The organism is Acinetobacter sp. HZNU-JH01, assembly GCF_037996845.1.
Taxonomy (GTDB): Bacteria; Pseudomonadota; Gammaproteobacteria; order Pseudomonadales; family Moraxellaceae; genus Acinetobacter; species Acinetobacter haemolyticus.
In genome coordinates this window covers 2,375,434-2,395,037 of record NZ_JBBMZX010000001.1, presented here as the reverse complement: position 1 = coordinate 2,395,037, position 19,604 = coordinate 2,375,434, and the positions used below count along the sequence as shown (strand labels likewise).

The following is a 19,604-nucleotide window of genomic DNA, read 5'->3' as shown; positions in this document are numbered from 1 at the left end:
TTAAGACATGCAACGTTATGCAATTGGTATTGAATTTTGCGGTACTCAATACCGTGGTTGGCAAACACAACAAGCAGGCGTTGCAAGTGTTCAAGAAACCATTGAAAAAGTCTTAAGCACAATTGCAGATCACCCTATTATGTTGCATGGTGCTGGACGTACGGATGCAGGAGTACATGCAACCAATATGGTTGCGCATTTTGATACTACCGCAATCCGCCCAGATCGTGGTTGGCTCATGGGGACAAACAGCCAACTTCCGAAGGATATCTCACTTCAGTGGATTAAACGCATGGATGAAAGCTTCCATGCTCGCTTTAAAGCTCGCGCAAGACGCTATCGCTATATCGTTTATAACGCCCCAACTCGCCCCGCGTTATTGTATAAGCAAGTAACCCATCTCTATCAAACCCTTGATGTACAGAAAATGATTGCTGCTGCTGCAAAATTTGAAGGCACGCACAATTTTGAGACCTTCCGCGCTGCAGCATGCCAATCCAATCAACCTGTACGCCACGTCAAACATTGTCGTTTGTTTGAACATGGCCGCTATCTAGTTCTTGATATCCAAGCGGATGGTTTTTTGCATCATATGGTGCGAAATATTATGGGCTGCTTACTTGAGATTGGACAAGGGATGTATGAGATCGACCATATTGATCACATGTTCGCTGCACAAGACCGCAAAGCCGCTGGTATTACGGCACCTGCCGATGGACTGTACTTCATTCAAGCAGAGTATCCTGAACAGTTTGATCTCCCCCAACCACCGTTAGGACCACAGTGGTTAAATCTCCCTGAATAAAAAAAGCCTTATCGATTAAGGATAAGACTTTTAAGAATTTAGGAAAGATTATCGTTGTTTACGCTTACGATATTCAACAGGCGTTTCATTGGTCCAGCGCTTAAATGCGCGATAAAAAGTACTTGGCTCTGAAAATCCAGTTAAATACACAATACGCTCTACACTCTCATTGGTGTTTGCCAATAACTTTTTGGCTAAACGGCAACGATAATCAGAAAGAATTTGCTGAAAACTGGTATTTGCCTCACTCAATTGAGTTCTTAGACGGCGAGGTGTGATGTTCAATTGTGCGGCAACTGTCTCCAAAGTTGTCTCACCACTTTCCAAGGTTGAACCAATGGCACGACGTACCTCACCCACTAAATCATAGCGGGCTAGCTCTTGTAATTTTTCAATCGCTAATTGTTCATGGAGCTGCAATAGTTCTGGTTCAGCTTGCCATAACGGATAATCTAATACAGTTGCATCAAAATAAAGTCGAGTCTCTTTTTGACCCAAGCTCACAGGACAACCGAAAACACGAAAATACTCATCATCGTCAGCACCTTCATTAAAATTGAAATCAATATAAATCGGCTGAAACTGACCTTCAGTAATAAACTTAAAGAACCGTAGAATACCCGACATCGCACATTCAGAAAAATGACGATTCACCAAGTTATCTGGCCAATATTGCTCGCCATTACTGAGATAACAACGACCATCTTCAATAATCAATTTCGCATCAAAAGCATCACTGATTAAACGTTGGTAAGCCAAAGCACGCTTTAGCCCCTCACCAAAAGTTTCGCTACTAATAAACAAATGTTCAATGACCTGCCCTCGATACAAAGGCAAATGCTCACCAAGATGTAGCCCAATATCAGGATCGTTACTTACTTCTTGTGCAGCGATCCAAAATGCATTCTGTGCACTTAATGGCGTTCGTGCATTGGTATCAACTTGATTGAGAGCCACTCCAGCCTTGGTTAAAATCTCTTCAGTCGGTAATCCTGCTTTACGAATTGCCTGATAACCAAAGCGCAATACAACTGATGCATCTGTTAGCTGACCCACGCAGTGCCCTTCCCTGTAAGTACGTTATTGTGACAATGAACAATAAATTTAGATTAACGTTGATTGACCAAACTGACAACAATATTCTGCTTCTTTTGTAAAAAAAATTTATAAATTGTCTAACAATTTCTTTCGGCTAATATCTGGCTGCCTTATCGTGACTTCATCTTGTAAATTTTAAATAAATTGACTATAATTTGCGCCTTTCCAATTTGATCATCAGGTAGGCCATGGCCAATAAAGAGGAACTCATCGAGTTCGAAGGCGTTGTCACCGAAACGCTTCCTAATACTATGTTCCGTGTACGTTTAGAAAACGGTCACGAAGTTATTGCTCACATTTCTGGTAAAATGCGTAAACACTATATCCGTATTTTGACAGGCGACAGCGTAAAAGTTGAAATGACACCTTATGATTTAACAAAGGGTCGTATTACTTATCGTGCGCGCTAAGAATTCGTGAATGCAAAAAAGCCACAACTCATGTGGCTTTTTTTATAAGCTATAAGCGAATACGCTATTTAATGATCTAACACTCACTTAGTTGTTTAGAGCAATAGTAATTATCACTGTAATATAATATCGTCTCCAGAACCGATAGATTTGTATACGCATCTCATATTCTTCGATCAAATATAAAAAATTATTTATTCCAAAAATAAGGAAATAGTCGCAATGCATTATAAATTTTTTATTATTTTCTTCGCATTACTATTGCAAGGCTGTGCAACACCCAAATGGCAGTCTATTCAATTACAAGATTATCTCCAACCTTACATCGGACAATCTGCTCAGAACATTCAACAGAATCTCAACTTGAATGACTTAGGCTTTCAAACGCTTAAACATCCTCAAATGACAACAAATACCTTAACGTATACGGTTTTGCGACCAATTAACATTCCTATACCCATTGCCGAGTCTATAAGTGGTTCAGGGCCAAATATGGGAGGTTCAGTGCGATTAAACTCAGCCTCTACCCGACAACAGTCTTATGATGTCAATTTTTACTGCCATATTATTTTTGAGCTCGATCAGCAACAAATTGCGCGCTCAATTCGCTATGAAGGCAAAGCTTGCTAAAGCGATATCCCAAATAAAAAAACGCAGCCTTAGCTGCGTTTTTTTATTTATAAGCATTTAGTTGAGTGCAGAAACTACCGCCTCACCCATCGCATCGGTACCTACTTTGCTCATACCTTCTGACATAATGTCAGCTGTACGGAAACCTTGATCCAATACTTGACCAACAGCATCTTCAATTGCTTTGGCAGCAGCCTCTTCACGGAAGGTATAACGCAACATCATCGCTACAGAGAGAATGGTTGCAAGCGGGTTTGCGACATTTTGACCTGCGATATCTGGCGCAGAACCATGACAAGGCTCATACATTCCCTTGCCATTCTCATCCAACGATGCAGAAGGTAACATACCAATTGAACCCGTTAACATCGCCGCTTCATCCGATAAAATATCACCGAATAGATTACCAGTCACAATCACATCAAACTGTTTAGGCGCGCGTACCAATTGCATCGCAGCATTGTCAACATACATGTGTGATAACTGAATATTTGAATATTGTGCTTGCTGTAAATCAGTAACAGTTTGCTTCCACAACTCAGTCACTTCGAGCACATTGGCCTTATCCACTGAGCAAACTTTTCCGCCACGCAATCCTGCAAGTTCAAATGCTACTTTTGCGATACGCTTGATTTCACTTTCTGAATAAACGTCCGTGTTATAGCCTTGTTTCTCACCATTTTCGAGTTCACGAATACCACGTGGTTGACCGAAATAGATCCCACCCGTTAATTCACGAACAATCAAAATATCTAAACCCGAAACAATTTCTGGTTTTAAGCTCGAAGCATCAGCCAATTGTGGATATAAAATTGCTGGACGTAGATTTGCAAATAGATTGAGTTCACTACGAATTTTTAATAGTCCACGCTCAGGACGGATAGAACGTTCAATGGTATCCCACTTCGGTCCACCCACTGCACCCAATAAAATTGCATCAGCTTTTTTAGCTTGTTCGCTCGTGATGGCTGGATAAGGTTCACCGTGTTTATCAATCGCTGATCCACCGAGTAAACCATGCTCCCATGTCAAACCTAAATTAAATTTATCATTGACCTTAGTTAGTACTTTTTCAGCAGCGCCAACAATCTCAGGACCAATGCCATCACCCGCTAAAATTAAAATATGTTTAGACATCTATTTTTCCAGTTTGATATGCGCAGTTCTCACTGCAAGCGAATTAAATCTTTTTTTCAATAAATTCACCTAAGCCTTTGCTGACATCATAAGATCTGCAAAAACGGCGAATTGTTTGTTGCTCTTGCTGTAAATCAACACATAAGGGCTCAGGTACAGACACATTCAACAAACTACCTGAACGCGGTGTTCGATCTCGATACATTTTAAATGTATAACGTACAGACGGCTTAAACTCATGTATGACATGGAAAGTTTCTGCACGATCAAGAGAGATCGGGTAGAAACGAATCACGATTTCATATTGTTTGGCAGGAACACTGAGATAGACTTGCTGTTTTCGGCTAAACACCGAACCTTGCAATCTAACGATACCGCGCTCCATCGCCTGCCGACTGATTCGATGCGAAGTTGCATTAATGACTTCAATATCACCAATCCGCGCAAACTCACAATTCTCTACGCCTGAACAATGTAAAGTTGCATTATTCGCTTTTTGCTCTAAAGTATTTTGAGCAATACGAACTTGGTCAACCATATTCGGTCTGTTTTGACATCCAGCTAAAATTGTTCCAACAGATAAACACAACAAAATATTGCGTGCCAATATCCTTCTCATTGTTCAGGCCCAGTCCTCATGTCATATCAAACATGCAAGCAAAAATAATCTTTGTTTGCATGTTAGCAAGAGTTGTATCGCTATGCTATGACTATGTTCAAATTGCATTCAAACAATTAGGCTTTGATTTCTTCAAACACCCAAGGACGCGCTTGTTTGACTTTTTGTTCATAGGCACGAATGTCATCTGCAACTTGTAAAGTTAAGCCAATATCATCCAAACCATTCAATAAACAGTGCTTACGGAATGGATCAATTTCAAATTTAAATGCATCACCATTCGGTGTACGTACTTCCTGCGCCTCTAAATCAATGGTGAGTTGATACCCTTCAGTCTCAGCACACTCTTTAAATAACTGATCTACAATTGCTTCAGACAAGATCACAGGTAACATGCCATTTTTAAAGCAGTTATTAAAGAAAATATCAGCAAAGCTAGGCGCAATCACCGTACGGAAGCCATATTCATTCAACGCCCAAGGCGCATGTTCACGACTTGAACCACAACCAAAATTGGTACGTGCCAATAAAATAGTAGAGCCCTGATAACGCTGTTGATTCAATACGAAATCTGGATTTTTGGGGCGCTGACTAATGTCTTGTCCCAAATATCCTTCATCCAAATAACGTAACTCGTCAAATAAGTTGTCACCAAAGCCAGTACGCTTAATTGATTTCAAAAACTGTTTTGGGATAATTAAGTCTGTATCGACATTGGCACGATCTAAAGGTGCAACAATACCTTGTTCTACAGTGTATTTTTCCATGGTTTAGCTCCTTTAGAATGAACGAACATCAACAAAATGACCTGCAATTGCTGCCGCTGCTGCCATTGCTGGACTAACCAAATGAGTACGTCCACCATTACCTTGACGACCTTCAAAATTACGATTTGAAGTCGATGCACAATGCTCACCTGGTTGCAATTTATCAGCATTCATCGCTAAGCACATTGAGCAACCTGGTTCACGCCATTCAAAACCTGCTTCCAAGAAAATCTGATCTAAACCTTCTTGTTCAGCTTGTTGCTTGACTAAACCAGAACCCGGAACAATCATGGCTTGTTTAATGCTAGAAGCAACTTTACGACCTTTCACGACTTCAGCCGCTGCACGAATATCTTCAATACGAGAGTTGGTACATGAACCAATAAATACGCGATCCAACTGGATGTCTGCCAATGCCTGACCTGCATTCAATCCCATATATTGGTATGCGCGTGTCCAGTCATTGCGTTGTACATCATCTTTGGCTTGTTCTAATGTCGGAACAGCCTGTGAAACAGGAATCACCATTTCTGGAGAAGTTCCCCATGATACTTGTGGTTCAATCTCAGCACCATTTAACACCACGACTGCATCAAACTCAGCATCATCATCCGAATGTAACGTATTCCAATATTCTACTGCTTGATCCCACTGTTCACCTTTAGGTGCATAATTACGATCTTTCACATAAGCAATAGTTTTATCATCGACAGCCACCATACCCACGCGTGCGCCAGCCTCTATCGCCATATTACAAACCGTCATACGACCTTCAATCGACATATCACGGAATACTTGACCGCCAAATTCGATGGCATAGCCTGTACCACCCGCTGTACCGATTTTACCAATAATCGCTAAAACCACGTCTTTTGGAGTTACACCTTTACCTAATACACCGTCAACGCGAACAAGCATATTCTTCGATTTTTTCTGTACCAAGCATTGAGTCGCTAAAACATGCTCAACTTCAGATGTCCCAATACCATGTGCTAAACAACCGAAAGCACCATGCGTTGCCGTATGCGAATCACCACATACCACCGTCATCCCAGGTAATGTTAAACCTTGTTCTGGACCAACAACATGTGCGATACCTTGACGGATATCATTAATACCAAATTCAACGATATTAAAGGTCTTACAGTTATCATCTAAGGTTTGAACTTGGATACGAGACGTATCATCTTCAATCCCTGCAATGCCTTGTTCACGCTCTTTTTTAGAGGTCGGTACATTGTGGTCAGGTGTTGCGACATTGGCACTTAAACGCCATGGTTGACGTCCTGCAAGCTGTAAACCCTCAAATGCTTGTGGACTAGTCACTTCATGTAATAAATGACGATCAATGTAAATTAAACACGATCCATCATCACGCTCAGTGACTAAATGGTCATCCCATAATTTGTCATACAATGTCTTGCCTGCCATGTCATCGCTCTCCATCGTGCTTGTCATAGGACTGGGTATCTAAATCTTAAAATGATTATAGCAATGCTTTCACATAAATCTAATTTATCGTTTTTATAAATTAACAAACTTTTTAGAATGATTAATCTTTAAAATAATATTTCATTAGCTCACAATTAGCATTCTTATGCAAAGGTAGATTAAGCCATTTAATCAAAGGCTGAGACTCAAGAATAAATTGATCAAATAAATTTTTAGCGATCATCATATCCGTACAATTAATTGCTATTAATGAATACTTATTTAATCGGTTAAAGCTATATAAGTTAAGATAGAATACAAGAGTAGGTAATTGAGTCATTGTCATAGCAGGAATGTGGTCATACTTTACTTCTACATAGTTAGGATAAAAAACTGTTTTTTTCTTATCATTTAAATAAATCGTCAATCTTTTTGAACGACGGCTAAATATTAATTTAACTTTTAAATTGTGCTTGCCATTACTTTGAAGCATGATCAATGTAAGTACAGCTATGAACACGCCTATACCTAAATAAGAGAAAATACTAATATCTATACTCATTTTTGAATAAAAGAAAAAATACATGAATTTATATAGGTCTAGATAGAGAACACTCAATACACTAAGACAAATTATTTTTATGAGGATTCTACTTTTACTAGAATACATGTATTTTTTAGGTATTTCATAAGTAATACATTCGTCACTTAGCACTTGTAAATTTCTAACCAATTCATTTCTCACAGTTCATTCCTTTAAATTTGGTTAAACCATCTAAAAATCCAATCATCATTAATCAAAAATTCTTTTTTACATTTTTAATGATAATGATTATTATTTATATAAATCTAATTTGATAAGACGGTGACAGCATGGCTAATGTCCAACAGTTTGTGATTAAAAATCAGCGAACTTTAAAAAAAACCTTGAGCTACTACTTCATGCATATCACAGTGGCCATGTTGGTCGCTTATGTAGTTACTGGAAATCTCATCATGGCGGTAACTTTGAGTTTACTTGAACCAACCGTACAAGCATTTGCCTACTTCTTCCATGAAAAAATTTGGAATAAAACAGAACAAAAAGCCTAACTTTTAATTATACATATACAGCTTAAACTATCTTCGTTCACCGCTTTTGCCTAAAATAGTTTGCTGTATATGCTTAGCCATCAAAAATAAACATCTAAATTTTAATGATTTTCGAGCCTAAATTATGAATCTTGCCGCCTTTGAAGCGTTTGTTAAAGTTATGGAAACAAGTTCAATTTCAACTGCTGCTGAACAGCTTTTCATTACTCAACCAGCGGTCACTAAACGAATTCATAGTTTAGAAGATTATTTTGGCGTCAAACTATTTGAATCGGCTGGACGAGGAATTCAGCCTACTCATGCTGCTCACTCATTATTACCCAAAGTCAAAACATGGTTAAATGAACTCGGTGAGATTCATCATACATTGAGCCATGAGCAAGCCCAAGTTCAGGGTCGCCTCAAAATCGGTACCAGCCATCATATTGGCCTGCATCATCTTGCCGAACCATTAAAAAAGTTTGTGCAACATTATCCCAAAGTCACTTTAGATGTTCATTTTGTTGATTCTGAACAGGCTCATGAACAAGTACTGGCTGGAGAATTGGAGCTGGCATTTCTGACCTTGCCGCCTGTCGGCGATGATCGTCTTAATTATGTCACGATCTGGGAAGATCCTTTGGTTTTCGTCTCCGCACCATTTCATCCACTGGCCCAACAACATGATCTTCAACTTGAGGATTTGATTGCCTATCCGAGCCTATTACCTGCGGCACATACCTATACCAGCCAAATCACTTTGGCTGAGTTTGAGAAAAAAGGATTAAAACCCAGAATTACCATGAGTAATAATCCTTTAGAGTCCATCAGAATGCTCGTTTCGATCGGTTTAGGCTGGTCAGTCTTGCCAAAAACCTTACTCAATCATGAACTCACCCGCTTAGATTTGAATCTAAACATGAATCGCCAGTTAGGAATGGTTTGGCATCCAGCACGAATCCAATCGAAAGCGGCTGAGGAACTGATCCAAATGATGACTTAAATTGACCAGTCCTGAATATCCCATTGTTGTTCTTGTGCAAGTTTTTCCAAACGATCATCTGGATTTACAGCAATGGCATGGGTCGCATATTCAAGTAAGAACCGATCGTTGATTGAATCGGAATAGGCCCAAGACTCACTCACCGTGCGCCCTGCTAACCATTGATCTAAACGTGCAAGCTTGCCTTTTTGATAGCATGGAATCCCTGTCACCTTGCCGGTGTATTTGCCATCGGATATTTCTGCATTGGTCGCAATAATTTCAGTAATGCCAAATTCACGGAAAATTGGTGCTGTAATAAAATCACTGGTCGCGGTAATTCCCACAATGGCATGTCCCAGATCTTGATGTTTTTTAATGGCATCAAAACCTTTGGGGCGCATTTTAGGGCGAATAACTTTTTGCATAAACAACTGATGAAGATCAGTTAAGTAGTTATTGTCATGCTTGGTTAAAAACTCAAAAACAAACTCGTTATAAGCAATCGGATCCAGTTGCCCTGCTTTGTAATCTTCATAAAATTTATCGTTCATTTGACGATGATGAACTGGATCAACTAAACCTTCATTGACCAAAAATTCACCCCACGAATGGTCAGAATCGGTATTTAACAGGGTGTGATCTAAATCAAACAAAGCCAATTTCATATAAATGCTCATTTAAATGCAAATTAAAGAAAAAAAACGTAAATCTATTTCCGTAAGTCACTAAAAATTCGTTAAGATCATAGCAATTTTAAACATTTTACTTTGATCTTTTACGAGTTGGACGTGCAAGCGTGACTGTCCCCGAGATCAAAGTCAACGATATAGACAAAATTTAGGTAGCCAAATGATCGACTCAGAAGGTTTCCGACCCAACGTCGGGATCATTTTGGCAAACGATGACGGACACGTCTTATGGGCAAAACGCATTGGTCACAATGCTTGGCAATTTCCACAAGGAGGAATCCAGTTTGGAGAAACCCCTGAACAGGCACTTTATCGTGAACTGAGAGAAGAAGTCGGTTTATTGCCCGAACACGTCCAAATTATAGCGCAAACAAAAGGTTGGCTGCGTTATCGTTTGCCACATCGGTACATTCGGTCAGATTCAGATCCGGTATGTATTGGACAAAAGCAAAAGTGGTTTTTACTGAAGCTGACGGCATCGCCACATCATATTCAGTTAAACCTCTCTGACCCACCCGAATTCGACGAATGGCAATGGGTGAGTTATTGGTATCCTTTGGGTCAAGTGGTCAACTTCAAACGTGATGTTTACCGTAAGGCCATGATGGAGTTGTGTTTACAATTACCTCAGCGTTAAACGTTAATAAATCATCACTTTAAGCAATGATTTTTGACAAGAGAGCTGTTATAACTAGGCAATAACGATTTATAAATTGGAGTAAACATCCATGTCAAACATGCAACTCGACACCCTTAGACGCATTGTCCAAGAAATTAATGCGTCCGTCAGTTTGCATGATTCTTTGGACATTATGGTCAACCATGTTGCAGAAGCAATGGATGTGGATGTGTGCTCGATTTATTTACTGGATGAGCGTAATAAACGTTATGTGCTCATGGCCTCTAAAGGTCTAAATCCAGAATCTGTTGGTCAAGTTGCATTAAATGTAGGTGAAGGACTTGTTGGCTTAGTCGGTCAACGCGAAGAAATCGTCAACCTAGACAATGCACCGAAACATGATCGTTTTGCTTATTTACCCGAAACAGGTGAAGAGTTATTTAACTCCTTCCTCGGCGTTCCCGTCATGTACCGTCGTAAGGTAATGGGCGTTCTCGTTGTACAAAAGAAAGAGCCCCAAGACTTTAGTGAAGCGGCTGAATCTTTTCTCGTTACGCTTTGTGCACAGCTCTCAGGTGTTATTGCCCATGCGCATGCGGTGGGAAATATTGATGTATTCCGTAAACCAAGTAATGGACCTAGCTACAAAACCTTTCAAGGCGTATCAGGTGCTGGGGGAATTGCCTTAGGACGTGCTATCGTATTGTATCCACCCGCAGATCTCACTGCGATTCCAGATCGTGAGGCTGATGATATCAGTGAAGAGCTGGAACTCTTGGATCAAGCAATCGTTGCTGTTCGCGCAGAAATCCAATCACTTGATGAAAAGATGCAAGATTCATTGATGTCGGAAGAACGTGCACTGTTTAGTGTGTTCTTACGAATGCTAGATGAAAATGCACTTCCAAGTGAGATCAAAGATCATATTCGTGATGGTAGCTGGGCACAAGGTGCCGTACGAAAAGTCATCGACAAGCACTCTGCTCTATTTGCACAAATGGAAGATGATTATTTGCGTGAACGCGTATCTGATCTAAAAGATCTAGGCCGTCGAATCCTCGCTTGTTTACAAGAAAATGATACTAGTCATCGAGAGTTGAGCCCAGATAGTATCCTGATCGGTGAAGAAATCAGTACTGCTGCATTAGTTGAACTACCTGTCGATAATATCGCAGCGATTGTCACATCTGAAGGCGCAGCCAATTCACATATGGTCATCGTAGCGCGTGCATTAGGCATTCCTACAGTAGTGGGTGTGACTGAGTTACCCATTACCACGCTCGATGATATTGAAATGATTGTGGATGCCTATCAAGGGCGTATCTTTGTCAATCCACCCCGTCGTTTGCGCCAACGCTATAAAGAAGTACAAAAAGAAGAAGAGCAAATTGCCAAAGATTTAAAGCAATACGAAACCAAAGATGCGATTACCCCAGATGGCGTTGCGATTCCGCTATTTGTAAATACGGGTTTAATGATTGATGTAGTTCGTGGCGTGCAACGTGGTGCAAAAGGCGTTGGTTTATACCGTAGTGAAATCCCGTTCATGCTCCGTGATCGCTTTCCTGGTGAAGAAGAACAACGAGCAATATATCGTCAACAGCTCAGCCATTTTGCCAATAAACCTGTCACCATGCGAACTCTCGACATTGGTGCAGATAAGGATCTACCATACTTTAGCATTGAAGAAGAAAACTCCGCTTTAGGTTGGCGTGGTCTGCGTTTTACACTCGACCACCCAGAAATTTTCTCAGCTCAAATTCGGGCAATGCTAAAGGCAAGTATTGGTCTAAACAATCTACACATCCTCTTGCCGATGGTGACCAGTGTCAGTGAGGTCGAGGAAGTTCTGTATTTATTGGAACGTGACTGGATTGCAGTTCAAGAAGAAGAACAAGTCAAAATCAATAAACCTAAAATTGGGATTATGGTTGAAGTCCCAAGTGTACTCTTTCAAATTGATGAGTTTGCAGAATTAGTCGATTTTTTCTCTGTGGGTTCAAACGATTTAACTCAATATTTACTCGCTGTTGATCGTAACAATCCTCATGTTGCCAACGTTTATTCACATTATCACCCATCAGTCCTCAGAGCCTTAAAGCGTTTAGCACTCGACTGTCAGGCACACCAAAAACCAGTGAGTGTCTGTGGAGAAATGGCAGGTGACCCATTAACCGCTATTTTATTAATTGCAATGGGCTTTGACACACTGTCAATGAGTTCAAGTAATATTTTAAGAGTACGTAAAGCGATTTGCCATGTCCCAATGAGTGACGCGAAGCGTCTACTGGATGACGTTCTGCAAATGAATAACCCTTTAGTCATTAAAAGTTGGTTAGAACACTATTTCAGAACACATGGTTTAGCTGATATGGTCAAATCGAATCGTTTAGTCGGCGCCTAAACGCAACATCATCAAAGGGGATGCTGTTCAGACAGAGTCCCCTTTATCAATCTAATTATTTTGCAGCACGAAGATAAACTTGCTGCTTACCTTGATTTAAGCTCACACGAGGAAATTGACGATCATAGTCAATCACAATCATATCTTTAGCTGCAAGATTTTTACGATCAGATTCCCATATCACATAATACGTAATTTCAGCATCCGCTCGAACCGCTGGTTGAATCAGCTTTTTATGATCTGCTGGAATTGTAAAATCCACAGTAAAAGGAATCTGAGAAACTTGAATTTTCTTTTGCTGAATCAACGTTGCTGGCACATCAGCCATACGACTATCTACTGCATACAAACTTGCCGTACCTTGCTGTGGCGAGACGCCATAAGTTCCTTGCCCCACAAACTCAACACTGAGTGATTGTAATGAGTTAGCTTTGCCTCCATCTGTTTCAGGCATAGATGTACAACCTGCAAGTGCTGTTAATGATAGGCCAACTCCTATTGCGAATGCTTTCATTATTTTTTAATCTCCCCAAAAGATAAAATCAAAAATATCATAGTAAATCTGCAAATTCCTGTGACTTACACATCTCCTACCTAGCATTTCATTGAGAAACTTAAATGAGCCTCTTTATTAAAATAAGTGTAGAAAAATATGCATAAATTCACTATTTTTACATAACTGCAACAGGTCTATTTCATGCTTTTTTACCGATTTCATCTATTTTTAGTTAGGTCATTAATCATCACAACGACTTTTTATATAAAAAATTAAAAATGAATTAAGCTTTTTATTTTTCAACATTTTTTATCATTTTTAACAATTTTCACATCCACAAATCTCCTATTCCTGTTTAAGCTTTAAACAATTTCAATCGAATAAAGCATTTATGACATCAACTTTAATCCATTGGAAAAAAAGCTTTCATCAACCTAGAGTAAAAATACAAAGGATGTGAACTCATTCATTACAAACCAACTTAGGCATCTGAAATTTCGATACCCAATTTGTACATGAAACGGTGAAACATTCATATCTTAGAACGGTCAATCAGTTGAGATGGTCTATAACCCACGAGCCATCTTCATGGAGAGAAAATATGAACCACGACGATAAATTACAAACCAATACATCATCAGGACAATGCCCTGTTCTCCACGGCGGCAATACAGAAATGCAAGGCGGCCCCATGGCTTGGTGGCCAAATGCCTTAAATCTCGATATTTTACATCAACATGATAAAAAAACTGATCCAATGGATCCTGATTTTGATTACGCAAAAGCTTTTTCAGAACTTGATTTAGAAGCCGTCAAGCAAGATTTACGAGAACTCATCAATACGAGCCAAGACTGGTGGCCTGCCGATTGGGGCAGTTATGTTGGTATGATGGTGCGTACAGCATGGCACCTTGCCGGTAGCTACCGTAAACAAGACGGGCGTGGTGGCGCAAATACTGGTAACCAACGTTTTGCACCTCTAAATAGCTGGCCTGATAACGTCAATACCGATAAAGGCCGTCGTCTGCTTTGGCCAATCAAAAGAAAATATGGCAATAAAATTTCATGGGGCGATTTAATTGTGCTTGCAGGTACAGTCGCTTATGAGGTTGCAGGACTGAAAACATTTGGTTTTGCTGGTGGTCGCGTCGACATTTGGGCACCCGAAAAAGATGTGTACTGGGGTAGCGAAAAAAAATGGTTAGATGCAACCAAAAACCGTTATGACAATGATCAAGACCGTGAATCTTTAGAAAATCCGCTTGCAGCAGTTCAAATGGGCCTCATTTATGTCAACCCTGAAGGCGTTGATGGTGTACCTGATCCTTTACGCACAGCTCAAGATATGCGTACCACATTTGATCGAATGGGAATGGATGATGAAGAAACCGTCGCATTAACTGCAGGTGGTCATACTGTCGGTAAAGCACACGGAAATGGTAAAGCAGAGAATTTAGGTGCTGACGTTGAAGGTGCAGATGTTGAATTCCAAGGTTTAGGTTGGCATAACTCTGAAGGAACGGGTAATGGTGCAAATACGATGGTCAGCGGTATCGAAGGCGCTTGGACCACTCACCCAACTCGATGGGATAACGAATTTTTCTATCTACTTTTCACTTATGATTGGGAGTTGCGCAAGAGCCCAGCAGGTGCTCATCAGTGGGAACCCATTAACATTAAAGAAGAAGACAAGCCTGTCGATGCCCACAACCCAAATGTCCGTCGTAATCCGATCATGACCGATGCCGACATGGCACTCAAAATCGATCCTGAATATCGTAAAATTTCAGAACGTTTTTATCGTGATCCAGCTTATTTAGCGGAAGTATTCTCGCGCGCATGGTTTAAGTTGACCCATCGTGACATGGGGCCAAAGAGCCGTTATCTAGGTCCAGATGTTCCTCAAGAAGATTTAATTTGGCAAGATCCAATTCCAACTGTTGACTATACTTTGACAGATAGCGAAATTGCAGAGCTTAAAGCGAAGTTACTTGCAAGTGGTTTATCTAGCTCAGATTTAATTACAACTGCTTGGGACAGTGCACGTACTTATCGTGGTTCAGATTTCCGCGGTGGAGCCAACGGCGCCCGTATCCGTTTAGCACCTCAAAAAGACTGGGTTGGCAATGAACCTGAGCGTTTACAACGTGTGTTAAGTGTATTGGAGTCAATCCAAGCAAGTTTAAGCAAAAAAGTCAGTATTGCTGATTTAATCGTACTTGGAGGTACGGCTGCCGTAGAACAAGCTGCACATAAAGCAGGTGTACAGATCACTGTACCATTTGCCCCAGGTCGTGGTGATGCAACCGCAGAACAAACTGATGTTTATTCATTTGAACCATTAGAACCGTTACATGATGGTTTCCGTAACTGGCAGAAGCAACACTATGCAACAATGCCAGAAGAGTTGCTATTAGATCGAGCACAACTCATGGGACTTACTGCACCGGAAATGACAGTATTGGTTGGTGGCCTACGTGTACTCGGTGCGAACTATGGTAACAACCCGCAAGGTGTCTTGACGGATCGTGTTGGCGTACTTAGTAACGATTTCTTTGTGAATCTCACTGACATGAAATATAACTGGAAGCCAACAGGCCGCAATAGTTATGACATCGTCGAACGTGACAGCGGTGTAGTTAAATGGACAGCAAGCCGTGTGGATTTAGTTTTTGGTTCAAATTCAATTCTACGTGCTTATGCAGAAGTATATGCTCAAGATGATAACAAAGAGAAATTCGTCAAAGACTTTGTGAAAACTTGGGTCAAAGTGATGAATGCAGATCGTTTTGATCTTGCATCATGAATAAAATAGGTTTTAAGCTGAAGGCCCTGTAAAGGGTCTTCATCATTTGTAGTGAATAAAATGAACCCTGATGATGAGAAGAACAATGCAAGTCGTTCAATGATTTCACTTTCGTGTATGAATATGCTTCAACACACTAAGCTCGAATAAAATGCCCTTCACGAATACAATAAAATGGGCTCACTAATTTTGAGGATGCTTTCATCTCATGCATCAGCTCTTGTTCTGGCGCATCACGATCTTCATCCGTGAGCTGAAAAGTTCGATAATGTATTGCGAGAGAGCGATGGGCATGTAAGTCTAAATGTGCATGGAATGCATCTTGTGGATTCATATGAACATAACGCATCAAATGACGAGGCTCATAAGCGCCTATAGGTAACAATGCCACTCTCGCATCACCATAACGCTCATGAATCTGTTTAAAGTGCCCAGCATATCCTGTATCACCAGCAAAAAAACAATGTCCTGTTTTTGTGAGCAACGAAAATCCGCCCCACAATGCACGATTCTGATCTCTCAATCCACGCCCAGAGGCATGCTGTGCAGGTGTATACGCAATTTTCAATTCATCATGAAATGGAATTTCTTGCCACCAATCCATTTCAATCACATGCAAATGTTCAGGCATATAATAACCATTGCCTAAACCCGTATAGATCGGCATTTCAAACTTCTGATGAAGCCATTCTAAAGTCGCCAAATCAAGATGATCATAATGATTATGGCTCAATAGCACACCATGAATATAAGGCAGATGCTCTAAAGCAATTCCAGCTGTACACGCACGCTGAGGGCCACGTCCTTGCCGCGGACTTGCATATTCACTCCAAACAGGATCTGTTAAAAAGTTATACGGACCTATTTGGATCAAAACAGTCGCATGCCCCACAAACCATATTTGCCAATCATTCAGATCTGCATGCGGACGGTTTTGGGGAAACTCCAAAATTTGATTACGCTGATTCAACTCATGAGCACGATCAACCTGCCATGTAAAGGACTTCCGTGTGGCAAGCCATTTCACCAAGCCTTTACGACCTAGTGGTGACAAAGGACGCTCTAGATTGTAGAAACGATCAAGACCACTATGCTCAGATGCCTCATGCGGAAATGGAGGCTTCATCCATGTATGGCTCAAGCAAGATTGTGTCGGCAATTGATAGGTTAATGTCGGCTTATCTTTCATGTACGTCTTCTATGGTGAAATCCAATCGCATGGGATAATAGGAATATTTCGATCTTTAGGCTTTAAGTATCAAGTCAATCCAAGCTTTTCTCATATACAAAAAGTATCAATCTCAGAAAATTTAATGATGCTCTGATCCTAACATAAGCTGTTAGTTATGCTGATTTTCTTTGACCGAGTCAATACCATTTTCACGTCGTTATCATACGGTTTGGTGGTTGATTTTATTCCAGATGATATACACGGGCATTTTCACGAATGTCCTTACCACATAAAAAAAACAGCCGCATCAAGCGACTGTTTCTAACAATTCTATATCCTTAACCAGCATGACTAAAAAATTCAGCAAATTTCTCATAACTAGGGCGCTTACTCACATGATCCAGATAACGCGCTATTGCTGGATGAGGTTGTATTTCTTCCATTTTCAGTTGCCAAAATAACATAGCTGCCACCAACACATCCGCCGTTGTAAACTGCTCACCACATAAATAAGGTGCAGCTTCACCCACGCCAATCACAAAGGCATTATAAGCATCATCATAGTCGCCATAGCCAACTGAAGACTTTTGTTCAGGATTCACCCCTACACCAAGCATACGGTCGGTTGCAGCAGCTTCCCATGGTCCAGAAATGAAGAATAACCAACGATAATAAACGCCACGTTGTGGATCATTTAACGCTGGCGCTAAGCCTTTCTCTACAAACTTATCGGTCAAATAAGCGCAAATAGCCCCCAACTCATAGATCACCACATCATCATCAACCAGAACAGGTACTTTCCCAAAAGGATTAATTTTTAAATATTCAGGTGTTTTCATTTCCGTATCAAAAGCAACTTCAATGCGTTCACATTCAATACCCAGTTCGATTAACAACCAATCGACAACAACACCACGTGAAAAAGAATTTGTATATAGTTTTAGAGCCATTTTGATATTTCCTTGTTTATTTGGTCTTATTTAAATTTAATACTTGTGATTGTCAGTTTTTGTCAGTAGTCGAATGGCAAACTTCTTGTATCCACCATTGTTGAAAAAGTTGTTGTTTAAAATGAGGATATAATTCTTGGCTTAAACTCAATTGCTGTATGCGATCTATTCTGAAATGTCGAAATCCATTACGCAGTTCACACCATGCTGCTAAAACGATACGATCATTAAAATATCCTAATGCAAATGGCCACAATACTCTTGAACTGACTCGTTGCTGCTCATCGACATAATCAACCATGATTTTGACTTGTTGACGAATCGCGATTCGAACCTGCTCGACCAACTGCTCATCTACAGGCAACCATGTTTGAATTGATCTTAGCGTGGTTTGTTCTAATAGATGCTGACAATGCGCGGGTAGTACCGCATTCAGTTTTGCCAATACAGAAGTTGATGCTGATTTTAGGGCTTGATCAGGAATCTCACTTAACCAGTTTAATGCCAAGAAAATAGCTTCAATTTCGGTTTCATTTAATGTCATCGGTGGAAGTAAGAAGTTTTCTTTAAGTTGAAAACCTAGACCCGCAGCAGCATCAATATTTACCCCTTGCTCTCGCAAACTCTCAATATCACGATAAACACTACGCTGACTGATCCGTAAACGTTCCGCCAGTACCTTTGCTGTTACTGGATATCGATATTCTCTTAATAATTGCAAAAGATTGAGCAAACGAATTGAGCGACTCATGGCTTCCCTATTGCTTTGTTATTATTGTCTGATGGGAGAGCATACTCCCCCACCTTGGTGTAATGCTTAAACCACTTAACTCTCTGAGAGTGCCGTCGATTGTATCATCCCTTGCAAATAACCATGCAATTGTTGCACATTATCCGCAATCGTAAGCGGTTGATAACGTTGTAACGTTTCAACACTATGCACGCCATAACTGACGCCGATTCTTGGCATATTCAGATTTTGTGCCATCTCAAGATCATAACTGGTATCTCCCACCATAATGGCGCGATCCACAGCCACATCCATCTCTGAAATGATTTCTTTTAACATCAATGGATCTGGTTTCGATCTTGTTTCGCTCGCCGCACGGGTAATATCAAAAATGTCATGGCTATTGGTTTGTCCAAGCACTCGATCCAAGCCTTTACGGCTTTTGCCCGTCGCAACAGCAAGTTTCAAACCTTGTTGCTTTAAATCAGTGAGTAGTTCAGCAACGCCATTAAACCAGACATCACCCTTCGAGTTCGCCACATAATGATCCGCATAACATTGCAAAATATCCTGCTGTAAATGGGGTACCTGTGGAAATAAGATTTGCATAACCTCAGGCAAGCCCAAACCAATAATACTTTTCGCAGCGTCACTGCTCAGCGGCTGTTCAAATTGTTGTGCAGCATGCTGCAAACTTGCCACAATTTGCCCAACAGAATCAAACAAGGTTCCATCCCAATCAAAAATCACCAATTCCACATTTTGACGCATGATGATGTTCTCAAT

General features: G+C 40.5%; 20 protein-coding genes. 8 read left to right on the top strand and 12 right to left on the bottom strand.

Going from position 1 to position 19,604, the window contains the following annotated elements:
- The first annotated feature begins 7 nt into the window (after positions 1–7).
- Positions 8–805: a tRNA pseudouridine(38-40) synthase TruA gene (truA, locus tag AAC851_RS11385; protein WP_134252907.1), complete on the top strand. Its 798-nt coding sequence runs from the start codon at positions 8–10 to the stop codon at positions 803–805.
- A 48-nt stretch (positions 806–853) separates the two neighbouring features.
- Here truA and AAC851_RS11380 read toward each other — a convergent pair whose 3' ends face one another.
- Positions 854–1,861: an AraC family transcriptional regulator gene (locus AAC851_RS11380; RefSeq protein WP_004637794.1), complete on the bottom strand. Its 1,008-nt coding sequence runs from the start codon at positions 1,859–1,861 to the stop codon at positions 854–856.
- Positions 1,862–2,091: 230 nt separating this feature from the next.
- Here AAC851_RS11380 and infA point away from each other — a divergent pair, with 230 nt between their 5' ends.
- Positions 2,092–2,313 carry a translation initiation factor IF-1 gene (infA, locus tag AAC851_RS11375; protein WP_001284370.1) on the top strand — a complete coding sequence of 74 codons (222 nt, stop codon included), beginning with the start codon at positions 2,092–2,094 and terminating at the stop codon, positions 2,311–2,313.
- Between the two features lie 222 nt (positions 2,314–2,535).
- Positions 2,536–2,943, top strand: coding sequence for a hypothetical protein (locus AAC851_RS11370; protein ID WP_004637793.1), 408 nt, complete (start codon positions 2,536–2,538; stop codon positions 2,941–2,943).
- A 57-nt stretch (positions 2,944–3,000) separates the two neighbouring features.
- Here AAC851_RS11370 and leuB read toward each other — a convergent pair whose 3' ends face one another.
- The 5 genes from leuB to AAC851_RS11345 all read right to left on the bottom strand — a co-directional run bounded on the left by leuB (position 3,001) and on the right by AAC851_RS11345 (position 7,642).
- Positions 3,001–4,080 carry a 3-isopropylmalate dehydrogenase gene (gene leuB, locus AAC851_RS11365; protein WP_340600880.1) on the bottom strand — a complete coding sequence of 360 codons (1,080 nt, stop codon included), beginning with the start codon at positions 4,078–4,080 and terminating at the stop codon, positions 3,001–3,003.
- 43 nt (positions 4,081–4,123) lie between these two features.
- Positions 4,124–4,699: a hypothetical protein gene (locus AAC851_RS11360; RefSeq protein WP_340600879.1), complete on the bottom strand. Its 576-nt coding sequence runs from the start codon at positions 4,697–4,699 to the stop codon at positions 4,124–4,126.
- A 116-nt stretch (positions 4,700–4,815) separates the two neighbouring features.
- Positions 4,816–5,466 (bottom strand): 3-isopropylmalate dehydratase small subunit, encoded by a 651-nt coding sequence (gene leuD, locus AAC851_RS11355; RefSeq protein ID WP_340600878.1) that lies wholly within the window; start codon positions 5,464–5,466, stop codon positions 4,816–4,818.
- A gap of 12 nt (positions 5,467–5,478) precedes the next feature.
- Entirely contained in the window at positions 5,479–6,897 is a 1,419-nt protein-coding gene (gene leuC, locus AAC851_RS11350; protein WP_125501113.1) for a 3-isopropylmalate dehydratase large subunit, read from the bottom strand.
- A 121-nt stretch (positions 6,898–7,018) separates the two neighbouring features.
- Positions 7,019–7,642, bottom strand: a complete 624-nt coding sequence (locus tag AAC851_RS11345) for a hypothetical protein (RefSeq protein WP_252150417.1) — start codon at positions 7,640–7,642, stop codon at positions 7,019–7,021.
- 128 nt (positions 7,643–7,770) lie between these two features.
- Between AAC851_RS11345 and AAC851_RS11340 the strand changes: the two genes are divergently transcribed.
- Positions 7,771–7,989, top strand: a complete 219-nt coding sequence (locus tag AAC851_RS11340; protein ID WP_340600877.1) for a DUF2061 domain-containing protein — start codon at positions 7,771–7,773, stop codon at positions 7,987–7,989.
- Positions 7,990–8,113: 124 nt separating this feature from the next.
- Positions 8,114–8,971 carry a LysR family transcriptional regulator gene (locus AAC851_RS11335; protein WP_075316255.1) on the top strand — a complete coding sequence of 286 codons (858 nt, stop codon included), beginning with the start codon at positions 8,114–8,116 and terminating at the stop codon, positions 8,969–8,971.
- On the opposite strand, the gene AAC851_RS11330 is transcribed toward AAC851_RS11335, so the two are convergent.
- Positions 8,968–9,618, bottom strand: coding sequence for an HAD family hydrolase (locus AAC851_RS11330; protein ID WP_125501114.1), 651 nt, complete (start codon positions 9,616–9,618; stop codon positions 8,968–8,970). The genes AAC851_RS11335 and AAC851_RS11330 overlap by 4 nt on opposite strands.
- Before the next feature lie 184 nt (positions 9,619–9,802).
- On the opposite strand from AAC851_RS11330, the gene AAC851_RS11325 reads away from it, so the two are divergent.
- On the top strand, positions 9,803–10,279 hold the full coding sequence (locus AAC851_RS11325; RefSeq protein WP_004637784.1) for an RNA pyrophosphohydrolase: 477 nt from the start codon (positions 9,803–9,805) through the stop codon (positions 10,277–10,279).
- Between the two features lie 91 nt (positions 10,280–10,370).
- Positions 10,371–12,665, top strand: a complete 2,295-nt coding sequence (gene ptsP, locus AAC851_RS11320) for a phosphoenolpyruvate--protein phosphotransferase (protein WP_004637783.1) — start codon at positions 10,371–10,373, stop codon at positions 12,663–12,665.
- Between the two features lie 55 nt (positions 12,666–12,720).
- Here the strand turns inward: ptsP and AAC851_RS11315 are convergent, their stop codons facing one another.
- The gene (locus AAC851_RS11315) at positions 12,721–13,179 is read right to left on the bottom strand and encodes a hypothetical protein (RefSeq protein ID WP_340600876.1); all 459 of its coding nucleotides are present in this window, start codon (positions 13,177–13,179) and stop codon (positions 12,721–12,723) included.
- Between the two features lie 583 nt (positions 13,180–13,762).
- On the opposite strand from AAC851_RS11315, the gene katG reads away from it, so the two are divergent.
- On the top strand, positions 13,763–15,967 hold the full coding sequence (katG, locus tag AAC851_RS11310) for a catalase/peroxidase HPI (RefSeq protein ID WP_340600875.1): 2,205 nt from the start codon (positions 13,763–13,765) through the stop codon (positions 15,965–15,967).
- 136 nt (positions 15,968–16,103) lie between these two features.
- Here the strand turns inward: katG and AAC851_RS11305 are convergent, their stop codons facing one another.
- From AAC851_RS11305 to AAC851_RS11290, 4 genes are all read right to left on the bottom strand, one after another.
- Positions 16,104–17,156: an MBL fold metallo-hydrolase gene (locus tag AAC851_RS11305; RefSeq protein WP_125501117.1), complete on the bottom strand. Its 1,053-nt coding sequence runs from the start codon at positions 17,154–17,156 to the stop codon at positions 16,104–16,106.
- 320 nt (positions 17,157–17,476) lie between these two features.
- The gene (locus AAC851_RS11300) at positions 17,477–18,088 is read right to left on the bottom strand and encodes a glutathione S-transferase family protein (protein WP_340600874.1); all 612 of its coding nucleotides are present in this window, start codon (positions 18,086–18,088) and stop codon (positions 17,477–17,479) included.
- 52 nt (positions 18,089–18,140) lie between these two features.
- Complete coding sequence (locus AAC851_RS11295; protein WP_151211308.1) at positions 18,141–18,839, bottom strand: helix-turn-helix transcriptional regulator; 699 nt, start codon at positions 18,837–18,839, stop codon at positions 18,141–18,143.
- 75 nt (positions 18,840–18,914) lie between these two features.
- Positions 18,915–19,589 carry an HAD-IA family hydrolase gene (locus tag AAC851_RS11290; protein WP_026056289.1) on the bottom strand — a complete coding sequence of 225 codons (675 nt, stop codon included), beginning with the start codon at positions 19,587–19,589 and terminating at the stop codon, positions 18,915–18,917.
- Positions 19,590–19,604 lie beyond the last annotated feature (15 nt).

Bases quoted from the DNA above. Each gene is read 5' to 3' on its own strand.
- truA (WP_134252907.1), top strand. From the start codon at position 8: ATGCAACGTTATGCAATTGGTATTGAATTTTGCGGTACTCAATACCGT.
- infA (WP_001284370.1), top strand. From the start codon at position 2,092: ATGGCCAATAAAGAGGAACTCATCGAGTTCGAAGGCGTTGTCACCGAA.
- AAC851_RS11370 (WP_004637793.1), top strand. From the start codon at position 2,536: ATGCATTATAAATTTTTTATTATTTTCTTCGCATTACTATTGCAAGGC.
- leuB (WP_340600880.1), bottom strand. From the start codon at position 4,080: ATGTCTAAACATATTTTAATTTTAGCGGGTGATGGCATTGGTCCTGAG.
- AAC851_RS11360 (WP_340600879.1), bottom strand. From the start codon at position 4,699: ATGAGAAGGATATTGGCACGCAATATTTTGTTGTGTTTATCTGTTGGA.
- leuD (WP_340600878.1), bottom strand. From the start codon at position 5,466: ATGGAAAAATACACTGTAGAACAAGGTATTGTTGCACCTTTAGATCGT.
- leuC (WP_125501113.1), bottom strand. From the start codon at position 6,897: ATGGCAGGCAAGACATTGTATGACAAATTATGGGATGACCATTTAGTC.
- AAC851_RS11340 (WP_340600877.1), top strand. From the start codon at position 7,771: ATGGCTAATGTCCAACAGTTTGTGATTAAAAATCAGCGAACTTTAAAA.
- AAC851_RS11335 (WP_075316255.1), top strand. From the start codon at position 8,114: ATGAATCTTGCCGCCTTTGAAGCGTTTGTTAAAGTTATGGAAACAAGT.
- AAC851_RS11330 (WP_125501114.1), bottom strand. From the start codon at position 9,618: ATGAAATTGGCTTTGTTTGATTTAGATCACACCCTGTTAAATACCGAT.
- AAC851_RS11325 (WP_004637784.1), top strand. From the start codon at position 9,803: ATGATCGACTCAGAAGGTTTCCGACCCAACGTCGGGATCATTTTGGCA.
- ptsP (WP_004637783.1), top strand. From the start codon at position 10,371: ATGTCAAACATGCAACTCGACACCCTTAGACGCATTGTCCAAGAAATT.
- AAC851_RS11315 (WP_340600876.1), bottom strand. From the start codon at position 13,179: ATGAAAGCATTCGCAATAGGAGTTGGCCTATCATTAACAGCACTTGCA.
- katG (WP_340600875.1), top strand. From the start codon at position 13,763: ATGAACCACGACGATAAATTACAAACCAATACATCATCAGGACAATGC.
- AAC851_RS11305 (WP_125501117.1), bottom strand. From the start codon at position 17,156: ATGAAAGATAAGCCGACATTAACCTATCAATTGCCGACACAATCTTGC.
- AAC851_RS11300 (WP_340600874.1), bottom strand. From the start codon at position 18,088: ATGGCTCTAAAACTATATACAAATTCTTTTTCACGTGGTGTTGTTGTC.
- AAC851_RS11295 (WP_151211308.1), bottom strand. From the start codon at position 18,839: ATGAGTCGCTCAATTCGTTTGCTCAATCTTTTGCAATTATTAAGAGAA.
- AAC851_RS11290 (WP_026056289.1), bottom strand. From the start codon at position 19,589: ATGCGTCAAAATGTGGAATTGGTGATTTTTGATTGGGATGGAACCTTG.